Origin of the sequence: Sphingobacterium sp. JB170 (genome assembly GCF_900163865.1) — a bacterium.
In the GTDB taxonomy this organism is placed as follows: domain Bacteria; phylum Bacteroidota; class Bacteroidia; order Sphingobacteriales; family Sphingobacteriaceae; genus Sphingobacterium.
This window is the reverse complement of sequence record NZ_FUKU01000071.1, coordinates 177,616-191,769: the sequence shown is the minus strand read 5'-3', so window position 1 is coordinate 191,769 and position 14,154 is coordinate 177,616. Positions and strand designations below refer to the sequence as shown.

Here is a 14,154-nt window from a genome sequence, read left to right as displayed (position 1 = left end):
TAACAGAAACATCAATAACGTTAAAATACAAATTATTTAATTTCACCCAACGGGTACATATAGCTATGTTACAGCGTCCAAGGAGAAATAGAAAGTCCGCAATCATAAGAGACATGATTCAAGAAAATCATCTCTCGGCTGCTAATTTGATTTTACCATTATTTATAGTGGAGGGACAACAACAAAAGTCGGAGGTGTCCTCGATGCCAGGTGTATTCCGATATTCTATCGACAATCTTCTTCGCGAGGTGGAAAGTTGTTTAAATTTAGGACTAAAAAGTTTTGATCTTTTCCCAAATATAGACGATTTATTAAAAGATAAATACGCATCGGTTAGCTACCAGCCGGACAACCTTTACCTGCGCGCTATCAAAGCAGTTAAAGATAACTTCCCGGAGGCCTGTATCGTCACAGATGTCGCCATGGATCCATATAGTTCTGATGGGCACGATGGTATTGTAGAGAATGGGAAAATTCTAAATGACGAAACGCTAGAGGTTTTAGGTAAAATGTCCCTGGAACACGCTCGGGCGGGTGCCGACATTATCGCGCCATCGGATATGATGGACGGTCGTATCGGTTACATCCGGAAAGTATTAGACGATAATGGTTTTAAGGATGTGTCGTTGATGTCGTACACCGCAAAATATGCATCTGCTTTCTACGGGCCATTCCGCGATGCGTTAAATTCCGCGCCCAAGGCTGGTGATAAGCAAACGTATCAAATGAACCCCGCAAATTCGCGCGAAGCGCTAATTGAAGCACAATTGGATATGGAAGAGGGAGCCGACTTTTTAATGGTGAAACCAGGTTTACCTTATCTAGATATTATTAAACTCTTACACGATAACTTCGACCTTCCTATCGCTGCATACAATGTCTCGGGCGAGTATGCTATGCTGAAGGCTGCGATCGGCAATGGTTGGTTGGATGCTGAACGGTCAATTATGGAGACGCTTCTTAGTTTCCGCCGGGCCGGAGCGACCTCCATCCTCACTTATCATGCTAAGGAAGTGTTAGAAAAAGGTTGGCTAAAGTAACGGAAAAAAATCGCAATAAGGGCCGGCTTTCTGGCCCTTATTTTTTTAGATATCAACGTACGATGCGTCAATCAGAAAACCTGAAGACGCTTACGTTATAATAATGCTGAACAATTTTATAACTTCACAAATAATTAATACGATTATGGCTATAAAACTTGAAGATATTTCACGTGAAAAGTCAACGGAACTTTTCGAAAATGCACAGAAGTTTTTTCCTGGGGGAGTTAACTCACCTGTGCGCGCATTCAAATCGGTTTATGGTTCACCCCTATTTATTGAAAGAGGTGATAGAGCTCATATTTGGGATGCCGATGGTAATGAATTCATCGACTTTTGTTGTTCTTGGGGACCATTAATTCTCGGACACAACAACCCACAAATTCGTGAATCTGTAGCCAGTCAACTTGACAAAGGATTAAGCTTTGGCGCACCCACACGTTTAGAGAATGAATTAGCAGCGCTCATTTTAAAAAACAATAGTTATATTGAAAAAATCCGTTTTGTAAGTTCCGGTACCGAAGCGGTCATGTCGGCCATCCGACTTGCTCGCGGTTATACTAAAAGAGATAAAATAGTCAAATTTGATGGTTGCTACCACGGGCATTCCGATGCACTACTCGTAAAAGCCGGATCCGGACTAGTTACGTTTGGAGAAACGTCTTCTGCAGGCGTACCCAAAGCGTTCGCCGAAGAAACCATTGTCATTGCATTAGACGATAAAGCTGCTTTAGAAAAGGTCTTTGCCGATTTTAAAGATCAAATTGCGGCCGTTATCATCGAAGGGGTTCCTGCTAACAACGGTCTACTTTTGCAAGATCCGGAATACATCAAGTTTTTACGGCAAATAACATCAGACAACAGTAGTATGTTAATTTTTGATGAAGTGATCACCGGTTTCCGCTTAGGCTTCCAAGGTGCCGCACATTATTACGGAATTCAACCCGATATTATTACCTATGGTAAAATTATTGGCGGGGGCATGCCAGTAGGAGCTTACGGAGCATCGAACGAGATTATGGAAAGCATCTCTCCACAGGGCCCCGTATATCAAGCCGGAACACTATCAGGAAATCCGATAGCAATGGCCGCCGGCATTGCCGCATTAAATATTCTTTTACAGGAACAATTCTATAAAAATCAAGAAGACACGACACTTAACTTTGTTGAACAAATTCGCTCTTTTATCCAAGAAAAAAAATATAAAGTACAAATCTTTACGATAGGCTCTATTTTTTGGTTTGCTTTCACCGACCGAACGCGTATCACACGTGCCGATCAAATTGATGCCAACTCAATGACAAAATATAAGATCATGCACCGTGCATTATTGAACCAAGGTGTCTATTTTGGACCTTCGGGATATGAAGTGGGTTTTATCTCGAGTGCACACACCGAGCAAGACCTAGCCACTACGATTTCGGCGATAAAAGTAGCATTAGATATTGTATTTCAATAGGTAAAACAATTTTATGTTTATATTTGTTAGAATATCTGATGAATAACATTATATAATCAAATAAACACGACATGAAAATGACTACACTAAGAGCTTCTATAGCCTTACTAACATTATCAGCAACAATTGTTTCTTGTAATCCTACATCGAACAACTCGGAAGCAGAAACACAAGACTCAACGGCACAGACGGAAACAACAGGTGCGATCGCGGTGAACCCGCTGTCACATGCAAAAGAGTTCCCAGGTGCAACATTAAAAATATCGTCAATTACCGCAGAAAAAGTAGGAACTGATTCGGCGAAAGTCACAGTAAAATATGATGTAACCAACTTCGAGCTTACAGCGCAAACTGAGCACGAACACACAATGGCTAATTCACACGATGGGCAGCATATCCATTTTATATTAGACAATACGCCATATGCAGCGTTATATAAGCCAGAACATTCAGTAACGGTACCGTTAAATTCCGAACATTATTTAATGTCTTTTTTATCACGCTCATTCCACGAGTCGATCAAAACAACGGACGCGTCGAAATTGGTAAAATTTAAAGTAACTGCTGATGCCAAGATTGAAGATATACCAACTCCTGACCAACCTGCATTGTTCTACAGTCGTCCAAAAGGCGATTATGTTGGCGATGATACAAAAGCTTTGCTTTTGGACTTTTTCGTTGTGAACGGTAGCTTAGGTGCGGATTCGTATAATGTTAAAGCGGAGATCAACGGACAAGAATTCACTTTAGACCAATGGGTGCCATATGAAGTGTTAAACTTACCGATGGGTGAAAATAATTTCAAATTGACACTTGTAGACGCAGATGGTAACGCTGTTACCGGCGATAATGTATCTATCGAGAGAAAAATAAACCTTTCTGCTGAATAAATCGTCGCAAAAGGTTCAAAGAAAAGGGTTGAAGTTTTAATAGCTTCAACCCTTTTTAAATAATAGTGTTTTTTATTCTTTGCCCTAAAAGCCAACACTTTTCAAATTTAGCCCCATACGTTCGTCCATTCCGAATAATAAATTCATATTCTGAACAGCCTGTCCAGATGCTCCTTTTAGTAGGTTGTCTGTGACATTTACGATCAGAAGCTTATCACCATGTTTCTCGAGGGACATAATACTCTTGTTAGTGTTTACTACCTGCTTAAGATCAACGTTCGAATCGCTCACCCAAGTAAATGGATGGTTCTCATAAAATTGCTTATATAGATCCACCGCCTGTCGTTGCGACAATGTAGAGTCAATGTAGCTTGCGGCAAATATACCACGAGCAAAAGCACCTCTTTGCGGTATAAAATGAAGTTTCTGCCCTGCACGTACCATTAACGGCTCCTCACTTTGAGGAAGGAAACCAGGCTGTAATTGATTCAACGATTCGGATATTTCTTGAAGATGCTGATGTTCAAATGATTTGTATGCTGAGAGATTATTATTACGCCACGAAAAATGCGTAGTAAGCCCTGGCTTTTGGCCAGCTCCTGTAGATCCTGTTGTAGCATTAATATGGATTGCATCACCTAACAATCCTTCGGCAGCGAGTGGTAGCAGCCCCAGTTGGATCGTCGTTGCAAAACAACCTGGATTGGCAATATATTGCGCTCCACGAATTTCGTCTCGGTTGAGTTCAGGCAAACCATAAACGAATTTATCGTGTTGATAATCCTTGTTGGCTGTTAAACGATAGTCTTGCGACAAATCAATTATTTTCACTTGTTCACTCACAGTATTCGCTTCCAGAAATTTCCGAGCATCGCCATGACCAACGCATAAAAATAGCACATCGATATGCGAATGAAATTCGGTCGAAAACTCTAATTCCGTATCACCGAACAGGTCAGTATGCACTTCATAAACTTTCTTACCGGCGTTAGAAACGGAATTTGCAAAGACAATATCCACTTGCGGGTGAAAAATCAATAACCGTAATAACTCACCACCTGTATAGCCTGCCGATCCTACAATTCCTACTTTTATTCTACTCATTTTAAATTACTTTAGAGCAAGCCGTATATGCGAATGAACAGCAAGGCTTTCCTCCATCCAACGTATTCCTACTGCACTATTGGCCCTTAACGCTCTCATTTACTTTATGCCAAATATTTGTCTGATTGCCGAATATTTTTGCAAAACCTTTTACATCGTCTCCCGTATATCCTTCATTCATTTCACCATAGCTTCCAAATTTATTAGACATCAAGTCGTAATCGGATTCGATGCCAATGATGACAAAACGATATGGGTGCAGTTCCACAATGACACGGCCGGATACCGATTGTTGAGCCGACGTTAAGAAAGCTTCAATGTCACGCATAACCGGATCATGCATTTGACCCTCATGCATGTAGTTCCCATAAAATGCGGCTATTTGATCTTTCCAGGCTAATTGCCATTTCGTCAGTGTATGTTTCTCTAAGGTATGATGTGCCTTTATTAAGATCAATGGACCCGCTGCCTCAAATCCGACGCGGCCTTTAATTCCAATAATGGTATCGCCGACATGAATATCTCGACCGATGCCATAAGGTTGAGCAAGCTCTTGCAATTCCTGAATAACTTTTACCGATCCAATCTGACGCTCATTTAACGCAATAGGTTCGCCTTTAACAAAATCAATTGTTATCGTCTGCGGGGTGGTATTAGTTACTTGTGTTGGCCATGCACCTTCGGGCAAATATTGATTGGAAGTAAGTGTCTCCGCTCCGCCTACAGACGTTCCCCACAGCCCTTTGTTTATTGAATATTTAGCTTTTTCGGGATTGATCTCCACTCCATGTTTAGCAAGGTACTCAATTTCTTGCTCTCTAGACAGTTTAAGATCCCGTATGGGGGTGATAATCTCCACGCCCGGTATAATTGTATTGAAAATCATATCGAAACGTACCTGATCATTCCCGGCTCCAGTAGAACCATGGGCAACCGATTCGGCGCCTATTTTATTTGCATAGTTCGCAATAGCCGTGGCTTGACAAACCCGCTCGGCAGAGACCGATAAGGGATATGTGCCATTTTTTAGAACGTTACCAAAGATTAAATATTTAAGCGTATCACGATAGTAATCTTCAGTTGAATCGATCGCTCTGTGTGATTTCACCCCCAGGGCATACGCACGCTTCTCAATCTGAATCAATTCTTCCTCTGAAAAACCTCCGGTATTTACAACAACAGAATGCACTTCTAAACCTAGGTCTTTTGTAAGATAAATACAACAGAATGAAGTATCCAACCCTCCACTAAACGCTAATACTACTTTTTTCATTTCTCAAATTTTATTTTAGCTACTGACGAGCTTTCATATCTATAAATTATACTCCTTTAACAATGCCCGTGCCCACCGGAAATATTGTCGCTACCAACTTCTTGGTTGATTTCCATAATTTGGCTTCGATGCGTTTTAACAGGGATTGCTTTTTGACTATTCTATCCAACCGCTCTTTTGCTTCTGCACGACGCTGGATCTTTTCTTTCAAACTCCGCTCTTTTTCGACGGGATCCCATAACATCGCCGTACACATACAGTTTTTGCGTTCTTTACTCACCAAGATGTCAAAGTTTACGCAAGACTTACAGCCTTTCCAAAATTCTTCATCTTGGGTTAGTTCCGAATAGGTTACCGGTTCATAGCCCAAATCTGAGTTGATTTTCATTACGGCGAGACCTGTTGTTAGTCCGAAAATTTTGGCATTGGGATATTTCTCACGGGAGAGTTCAAAAATACGTTTTTTGATCGCCTTTGCTAAGCCTACTTTTCTGAATTCGGGGCTGACGATCAAACCTGAGTTTGCTACGTAATCGCCATGTCCCCACGTCTCGATGTAACAGAAACCTGCCCAACGCCCGTCTTTATGTAATGCAATAACAGCCTTACCCTCCTCAATTTTTCCGGACACATATTCCGGCTTACGGCGAGCAATACCCGTCCCTCGAGCTTTTGCAGACTCAAACATTTCATTGCAAATAGCCTTTGCATGTACTACATCCTTAGAAGTAGCGGGAACAATTAAAAAATCTGAAAGTGTCATCTAAGATGTCGACCTATTTAATTTGCACGTATGTGCGGCGAAAAAATATTTAATTAACGATTGAAACCCCATCGAGCTGGATGGCAATCAATTTTGGAAGTCGCCTGCCTCCGAATCAAGCTCGAGGCAGTATAGGTCGTCGGAATCGTAAAATAGGACGAATAAACGAACGCAGCGCCCACAAATATTCCCCCACGTACTTTCTAAAAAGCTGTGTTGGAATATTCGCGTATTTATTCATGTATTTCATCTATTTTCATTTTTTAGACAGGACAAAAGTAAAAAAATATTTTTTTCTTTTATGCAATACTGTTGTAGTTTTTTTGTTAAAATTTTATCATCCTATCGTTCTAAGCGTCAATATACTAAAAAGACATTAAAAATCCTAGAAAGTTTAAAAATCCCACATCGTACATGGCCTTTAAAATTGCTCAAATACCACCGCTCGAGAAACGCTTTTCTATTGCCATAGGGGACATTCCTGAGCATCAAACACCTGAATGCAGTGCTAATTTTTTTTATGTCTTAAAATGAGTAATTTTGCACTGTTATTAAAAATCAACGGAAAAATGGTAGGTCCAAGTATTATTTTCTACATATTCTTTGCAATTCCTTATATTTTCATCATGTATTGGCTTGTTAAACAAGACAAAAAGAAATATGTTTGGGGATTAGTAGTGGTTACTGTAATCGCAATTATAGGCGTAATTGTCTCGCAAAAGGCAAGCAGGGTTGCAATTCAGAATTATGAGCAGCATCAAATCGACTCACGCGAAATCGAACAAGAGAACCATTTACAAGATTCATTAAAAAAATAGATACAAGCACGCCATAAGTATCGCGGCTTGCATCTATTTAATTTCCAAATTATTGTTTCTATTTCGTAACCCCCTCTAACTTAAGAAGAAATGCATAATTTAATGCAACCTCTTTAAGATAATCGAAACGACCGGAAGCCCCCCCATGACCGTAATCCATGTCAGTTTTTAAGAGTACGACATTCGATCCTGACTTGTTCGCTCGTAGTTTTGCAACCCACTTTGCAGGTTCAAAATACTGGACCTGACTATCATGCAGGCCTGTTGTCACCAGCAAATTTGGGTATTCTTTTTTCTCAATATTTTCATACGGAGAGTATGATTTCATATAGTCGTACGCCTCTTTTTCATTCGGATTACCCCACTCATCATATTCATTGGTCGTCAGTGGAATAGTCTCATCGAGCATCGTTGTGACGACGTCGACGAAAGGTACTTCAGCAATCATCCCGTTCCATAATTCGGGCGCCATGTTGGCGACCGCTCCAATTAACAACCCTCCGGCGCTGCCTCCCTGTGCATACAAATGTTCGGCAGACGTATAATTCTCATCAACGAGGTATTTACCGCAGTCGATAAAGTCCGTAAATGTATTCTTCTTTTTCAACATTTTACCATCGTCATACCATTGACGTCCCATCTCCTCGCCACCTCGAATATGTGCAATGGCGTAAACGAATCCCCGATCTAATAAACTAAGCCGTGAGGAGCTGAATGAAGGGTCCATAGAGGAACCGTACGATCCGTAAGCATAAAGGAGTAAGGGGGCTTGTGAGTTCTTTTCAAACTCTCTTTTATAAACAATAGAGATCGGTATCTTTGACCCGTCAATCGCGCTGGCAAACTGGCGTTCGGTTACGTATAGCTCGGAATTATATCCACCAATCACTTCTTGCTGCTTCATGAGCTCCTTTGTCATGCTACTCATACTATAATCAAATGTTGAGGACGGTGTGACCAGCGAAGTATAGCCGTAGCGTAAAATATCGGTATCGTATTCGACATTTGTACTCGGATATACGGTATATGCAGGCTCACCGAAATCCAAATAATGTTGACTACTGTCCTCCAGGGATCGAACAGCCATCTGTGTCAGGCCATTTTTTCGCTCCGAGATAACCAGAAATTTTTTAAATTCCTCTACGTCAGATATTAGAACATCTTCGCGGTGCGGAATAAACTCCTTCCAATTTTCTTTACCCGTCTTATTAAGGGGACATTCCATCACCTTAAAGTTTTTCGCTTCGTCATTTGTAAGAATTAAAAAACGATCTGCCAGGGGTATCACACTATATAACACATCTTTTATACGTGGCTGAAACGACCGAAATGGCTGCTCAGGTGTACTGGCGTCAAGTATCAGCACTTCCGAAGATAATGTACCACCGGTATAAATGAAGATATATGCACCGTTTTTTGATTTCCCAACGCCTATATAATTTGTGTTATCTTGCTCTAGGTATACCACTACGTCGTGCTGACTTTCCTCATGCAATGTGTGTCGCATAATTTTTTCACTCAATAAGGTCACAGGATTCTTGGAGGTATAAAACAATGTTTTATTATCATTAGCCCACGTAGATCCACCGGAAGTTCGTTCAATTTTGTCTACGAAAACCTCACCAGTTTCCAGGTTCTTGACATGAATCGTATATTCCCTTCTAGATACCGTATCTACCCCATAAGCTAGAAGCTTGTTATCAGGACTTACCGAGAAGCCACCAACGGCAAAATAAGAATACCCCTCGGCCATCTTGTCTACATCAAGCAACACCTCTTCTGTCGATTGAAGATTCCCCTTCTTACGACAGAGTTTATAATATTGCTGACCTTCTTCGGTCCTGCGATAGTAGTAATAGCCATTTTTTAAATATGGAACAGATTCATCCTTTTCTTTTATGCGGCCCTTCATCTCCAGAAACAAAGATTCTTGTAATACTTCAGTATCTTCCATCATTGTCGCAGTATATTGGTTCTCCTGTTCTAAGTAGGCGACCACCGATGTAGAGTCTGGTCCTTGTTTGAAATAGTCGTTCAACCAATAATATTCATCCATTACCGTGTCTGAATGTATAATTCTTGTATACGCTTTGGTTGCAGCGATTGGCGCGGTGGCATCAGCCCATTTTACGGGCGTGCTACCATTTTTATTTACACAGGAAGTTGCTAACATAGCTCCAATAATAACTATATAGATCCATTTTTTAAACATTTCGGTCAGATTTGATTCTAAATTTATCAAAAAAAACTGATTTTAAACTTTTTTAACAAGAAGTGCCTGCTAGTTCCATTATATTTGTTTAAGACGAAACAGACACATATGATAAGCAAATTGAAACATTACACCTTATTAGGTATTAGTATACTTCCATTCTTGGGGCATGCCCAGGAGCAAACAAAGAACCCACAAAATTGGTATAACCTTGATTACGCAGAGGATGGTGTTCGCGGCATTAGTACTGAAAAAGCCTATGACCTGCTAAAGGACAAAAAATCTAGCTTGGTCGTCGTTGGTGTACTTGACGGTGGAGTTGATTATAACCACGAAGATTTAAAAGATGTCATGTGGGTCAATCCCAAGGAGATTCCCGATAACGGTAAGGATGACGACCACAACGGCTACATCGATGACATACATGGCTGGAATTTTCTCGGAAATTCAACGGGCGAAAATGTTCAGTACGATAATCTCGAGGTGACTCGGCAGATCCGACGATTGGAACCGAAATACATGTCAGTTCTACCATCAACTTCCTTAACAGAGGCCGAACGCCGTGAATTTGTTACCTACCAACGAATGGTTTCTGATTACACCACGAAGCTTGACGAAGCAAACTTTGGGAACTTGAACTATGGTACTTTAAAAGAAGAAACAGATAAAATCGTAACTAAGCTGGATAAAGACCCTAAGGATATTACCGTATCGGATATCACGGCCATGAAACCTGAATCCGACAGGGAAAAGATGGCCGTACGGATGTTAAAACGTGGACTCGACGGTACAAACTTCGCTGATTTCTATAGAGACCTTGAGGAAGGTGTAAAATACTTCAACGCGCAAACAATGTACCATCTTAACAAAGAATACGATTCACGCTCTATTGTGGGTGATAATTACGACGACGCATCAGAGCGTCATTATGGAAACCCCGACATCAAAGGTCCAGATGCCGAACACGGCACCCATGTCGCGGGAATCATCGGCGCTAAGCGAGAGAACGGGCTCGGCGTTAACGGTATTGCGAACAATGTTCGGCTCATGGGCGTACGCTTAGTTCCTGATGGCGATGAGCGCGACAAAGATGTAGCCAATGGTATTCGATATGCAGTTGATAATGGTGCAAAAGTTATAAACATGAGCTTCGGAAAAGGCTACGCATACAATAAACAAGTGGTCGACGAAGCGATTAAATACGCGCAAGAAAAAGATGTCCTATTAGTGCACGCGGCGGGTAATGATTCAGAAAACAACGATGTGACCCAAAATTACCCAATGAAATACCTCACGGACAGCTTAGGCGCAATTACCGGTGAAGTGGATAATTGGATTACCGTCGGTGCTACCTCCTCGGGATTGAATGATGAGCTATTGGCTAGTTTTTCCAATTACGGTTATAAATCAGTCGACGTATTTGCGCCGGGCGTAAAAATAAACTCCACTATGCCCGAATCAAACTACAAAGAACAAGACGGAACGAGTATGGCCTCGCCCGTGGTAGCGGGACTGGCGGCCCTAATCCGTTCGTACTATCCCGAACTCACAGCAAAAGAAGTAAAAGACATCATCATGAAGTCAGTTACAAAAATCGATGAGAAAGTAAAGATTAAGAGCGGAGGAACGACAAAGAAGGTCTATCTCGATGAAATAAGTGTATCTGGAGGGATTATTAATGCGAGAGCTGCGATTGAAGAGGCTGAACGCTATATTGGAATAAAAAAGTGAAAAAATGTTAAATTTAATATAATATAAAATTTGATCGTGCGTTTTATAAGTAATCACATAAAACAAAAGGCGTATGGTTGAACACTTTACTACAAAAGAACAAGATACCGAATTAAGTAAAGCTCAGGACACAATGGTTAGCAAAACAGATGAAATATTCGATGAAAGGCTAAAGAATAGTTTCAGTAAACTACTAAAAGAACCGAATCCGAGGGTCATTGAGAATATCTTAAATTTCTCAAAAAGCTTAATAAAGTAACTAGTCAAAGTCTCTAAACAAAAAATAGAGACTTTGTTTTTTAATACCGATTTTGAATATCTTTGGTACATGTTAAAGAAAGAGAGATATCGCGAATTCGTTGCTTACTTTTCCACGCATAGTCCAGACGCCAAAACAGAGTTAAACTACTCCTCGCCATACGAGTTATTGGTTGCCGTCATACTATCGGCGCAATGTACTGACAAACGCATAAACCAGGTGACTCCTGCATTATTTGAACGCTTCCCCGAACCCGAGTCACTCGCTGCGAGTACGTCGGATGAGGTTTTTACCTATATCCGGTCAGTTAGCTACCCTAACAATAAAGCGAAACACCTTGTTGGCATGGCAAAAAAACTGGTAAGCGATTTTGAAAGTGTCGTTCCGGAAAAAATAGAGGATTTAATTAAACTTCCTGGCGTAGGCAGAAAGACTGCCAATGTTATTTCTTCGGTTGTCTTTAACAATCCGGCAATGGCTGTAGATACCCATGTTTTTCGGGTCAGCAATAGGCTTGGACTAACCAGTAAAGCTTCGACGCCCCTCGCGGTGGAAAAACAGTTAGTGAAATATCTACCAACAGAGACACTTGCCGTTGCACATCATTGGCTTATTCTTCATGGCCGTTATATATGCGTTGCGCGAACACCCAAGTGCAAAGAATGTCCGATCACCTATTTTTGCAAATATTTTGAGACTACATACCAACATAAACAAACGAAATAATCTAACATAATTAGCAAAATAAATTTGCACATAAGAAATAATTACCCTATTTTTGATTAACAAATACTAAAACGATGAGCAATTCTGATAAACTAAAAGCCTTACAGCTAACTTTAGATAAACTTGAAAAATCATATGGTAAAGGTGCTATAATGAAGTTAGGCGATACTGCGGTTGAGCCTATTGAATCAATATCGACAGGTTCCCTAGGGCTAGACATCGCCTTAGGAATTGGTGGTGTACCAAAAGGACGTGTTATAGAAATATATGGTCCCGAATCATCGGGTAAAACTACTTTAGCTACACATATTGTCGCCGAAGCACAAAAAAAAGGTGGTATCGCTGCCATCATCGATGCCGAGCATGCTTTTGACAAATATTATGCACAAAAGCTGGGCGTTGACGTCGAGAACTTATTAATCTCTCAACCTGACAATGGAGAGCAAGGTTTGGAAATCGCGGACAATTTAATTCGTTCAGGCGCAATTGATGTAATCGTTATTGACTCGGTTGCTGCTTTAGTACCAAAAGGCGAGATCGAAGGAGAAATGGGAGATTCTAAAATGGGTCTTCAAGCGCGCTTAATGTCGCAAGCTCTACGAAAACTCACCGGTACAATTTCTAAGACAAACTGCTGCTGTATTTTCATCAACCAATTACGCGAAAAGATCGGCGTAATGTTTGGTAATCCCGAAACGACTACAGGTGGTAATGCCCTGAAATTTTATGCCTCGGTACGTTTAGACATTCGCCGTACCTCGCAGATTAAAGATTCGGATGAAGTATCGGGTAACCGCGTAAAAGTAAAAATCGTTAAAAATAAGGTTGCTCCTCCATTCCGAATCGCAGAGTTCGATATTATGTTCGGCCAGGGAATATCAAAAGTGGGAGAAATAATCGATCTGGGTGTAGAATATGGAATCGTAAAAAAAGCAGGCTCATGGTTCAGTTACGGCGACACCAAGCTCGGCCAAGGTCGTGATGCTGTGAAATCGTTATTATTAGACAATCCTGATCTAAGCGATGAGTTAGAAGAAAAAATCAGAGCAAAAGTAGATGGGACAGCGCTCGACGAGAAAGCAGCCCTAGCTGAGTAACAACAAGCTGACTTTCCTCCTGATATTACAAGGTTATTACGCACAGTGATAACCTTTTTTAATACCCTTGTGGAGAGCCCCCTAATTTTTGAGGGCAGAAGCCTTAATTTTATCTCTAAAAATCTTCTTAAATTTATCCATCTTCGGTTGAATAACAAAGGAACAATAAGGGGCATCCTTATTGTTTTGATAATATTGTTGATGAAAATCTTCTGCTGGATAAAAGCGCTCAAACATTTTCACGGATGTTGCAATCGGCATATCATACACATGTGCCCTTTCAAGTTTCGAGATGTAATAACGGCATTTTTCTCGCTGTTCCGGCGAATGTGCAAATATTACCGAGCGATATTGCGTGCCCACATCATTCCCTTGTCTATCTATCTGCGTGGGATCATGTGTCAAAAAGAAAGCTTCGAGTAACTCATCATAGCTAATCTTTGCCGTATCGTACTGCACGTTAACGACTTCAGCGTATCCCGTGCGACCGGTAGAAACCTGTTGATAGGTTGGGTTTTCGGTCGCCCCTCCAGAATACCCCGAGAGCACGGTATCTACACCTTCAAGTAAGTTGAATTGTGGCTCTACACACCAAAAACATCCCGCACCAAAGGTTGCCATTCCATTGGAAGAAGCTTTTACGTATTCGGGAGTTACGGGCTTCTTAGGTTGTGTTCGCTCCTGAGCACATGCGGTAAGAACCAGGAGACTGAATAACCCACAAAAGGTTAACGTAATTATTTTCTCACTCATTCTCATGTCCATTAAACAAAGCGGGCGAT

12 protein-coding genes are annotated in these 14,154 nt (G+C 41.0%); 7 read left to right on the top strand and 5 right to left on the bottom strand.

Annotation, left to right across the window (positions count from 1 at the left end):
- The 3 genes from hemB to FM107_RS19045 all read left to right on the top strand — a co-directional run.
- Positions 1-1,040: porphobilinogen synthase (gene hemB / locus FM107_RS19055; protein ID WP_256959642.1), on the top strand; the 1,040-nt coding region annotated here is incomplete at its 5' end.
- A 145-nt stretch (positions 1,041-1,185) separates the two neighbouring features.
- The gene (gene hemL, locus FM107_RS19050; protein WP_086950061.1) at positions 1,186-2,499 is read left to right on the top strand and encodes a glutamate-1-semialdehyde 2,1-aminomutase; all 1,314 of its coding nucleotides are present in this window, start codon (positions 1,186-1,188) and stop codon (positions 2,497-2,499) included.
- 77 nt (positions 2,500-2,576) lie between these two features.
- On the top strand, positions 2,577-3,389 hold the full coding sequence (locus FM107_RS19045; RefSeq protein ID WP_256959641.1) for a hypothetical protein: 813 nt from the start codon (positions 2,577-2,579) through the stop codon (positions 3,387-3,389).
- 84 nt (positions 3,390-3,473) lie between these two features.
- Here FM107_RS19045 and argC read toward each other — a convergent pair whose 3' ends face one another.
- The 3 genes from argC to FM107_RS19030 all read right to left on the bottom strand — a co-directional run bounded on the left by argC (position 3,474) and on the right by FM107_RS19030 (position 6,529).
- On the bottom strand, positions 3,474-4,493 hold the full coding sequence (argC, locus tag FM107_RS19040) for an N-acetyl-gamma-glutamyl-phosphate reductase (RefSeq protein ID WP_086950059.1): 1,020 nt from the start codon (positions 4,491-4,493) through the stop codon (positions 3,474-3,476).
- Positions 4,494-4,569: 76 nt separating this feature from the next.
- On the bottom strand, positions 4,570-5,766 hold the full coding sequence (gene argG / locus FM107_RS19035) for an argininosuccinate synthase (protein ID WP_086950058.1): 1,197 nt from the start codon (positions 5,764-5,766) through the stop codon (positions 4,570-4,572).
- A gap of 46 nt (positions 5,767-5,812) precedes the next feature.
- Positions 5,813-6,529 carry a GNAT family N-acetyltransferase gene (locus tag FM107_RS19030; protein WP_086950057.1) on the bottom strand — a complete coding sequence of 239 codons (717 nt, stop codon included), beginning with the start codon at positions 6,527-6,529 and terminating at the stop codon, positions 5,813-5,815.
- Between the two features lie 530 nt (positions 6,530-7,059).
- On the opposite strand from FM107_RS19030, the gene FM107_RS19025 reads away from it, so the two are divergent.
- The gene (locus tag FM107_RS19025; protein WP_256959640.1) at positions 7,060-7,347 is read left to right on the top strand and encodes a hypothetical protein; all 288 of its coding nucleotides are present in this window, start codon (positions 7,060-7,062) and stop codon (positions 7,345-7,347) included.
- A 58-nt stretch (positions 7,348-7,405) separates the two neighbouring features.
- Here FM107_RS19025 and FM107_RS19020 read toward each other — a convergent pair whose 3' ends face one another.
- On the bottom strand, positions 7,406-9,589 hold the full coding sequence (locus tag FM107_RS19020; RefSeq protein WP_256959639.1) for a S9 family peptidase: 2,184 nt from the start codon (positions 9,587-9,589) through the stop codon (positions 7,406-7,408).
- A gap of 78 nt (positions 9,590-9,667) precedes the next feature.
- Here FM107_RS19020 and FM107_RS19015 point away from each other — a divergent pair, with 78 nt between their 5' ends.
- The 3 genes from FM107_RS19015 to recA all read left to right on the top strand — a co-directional run bounded on the left by FM107_RS19015 (position 9,668) and on the right by recA (position 13,372).
- Positions 9,668-11,290 (top strand): S8 family peptidase, encoded by a 1,623-nt coding sequence (locus FM107_RS19015; RefSeq protein WP_086950055.1) that lies wholly within the window; start codon positions 9,668-9,670, stop codon positions 11,288-11,290.
- 328 nt (positions 11,291-11,618) lie between these two features.
- Entirely contained in the window at positions 11,619-12,275 is a 657-nt protein-coding gene (gene nth / locus FM107_RS19005; protein WP_086950053.1) for an endonuclease III, read from the top strand.
- 74 nt (positions 12,276-12,349) lie between these two features.
- Complete coding sequence (recA, locus tag FM107_RS19000) at positions 12,350-13,372, top strand: recombinase RecA (RefSeq protein WP_086950052.1); 1,023 nt, start codon at positions 12,350-12,352, stop codon at positions 13,370-13,372.
- A gap of 81 nt (positions 13,373-13,453) precedes the next feature.
- Here recA and msrA read toward each other — a convergent pair whose 3' ends face one another.
- Positions 13,454-14,125: a peptide-methionine (S)-S-oxide reductase MsrA gene (msrA, locus tag FM107_RS18995; RefSeq protein WP_086950051.1), complete on the bottom strand. Its 672-nt coding sequence runs from the start codon at positions 14,123-14,125 to the stop codon at positions 13,454-13,456.
- Between the last annotated feature and the right edge of the window lie 29 nt (positions 14,126-14,154).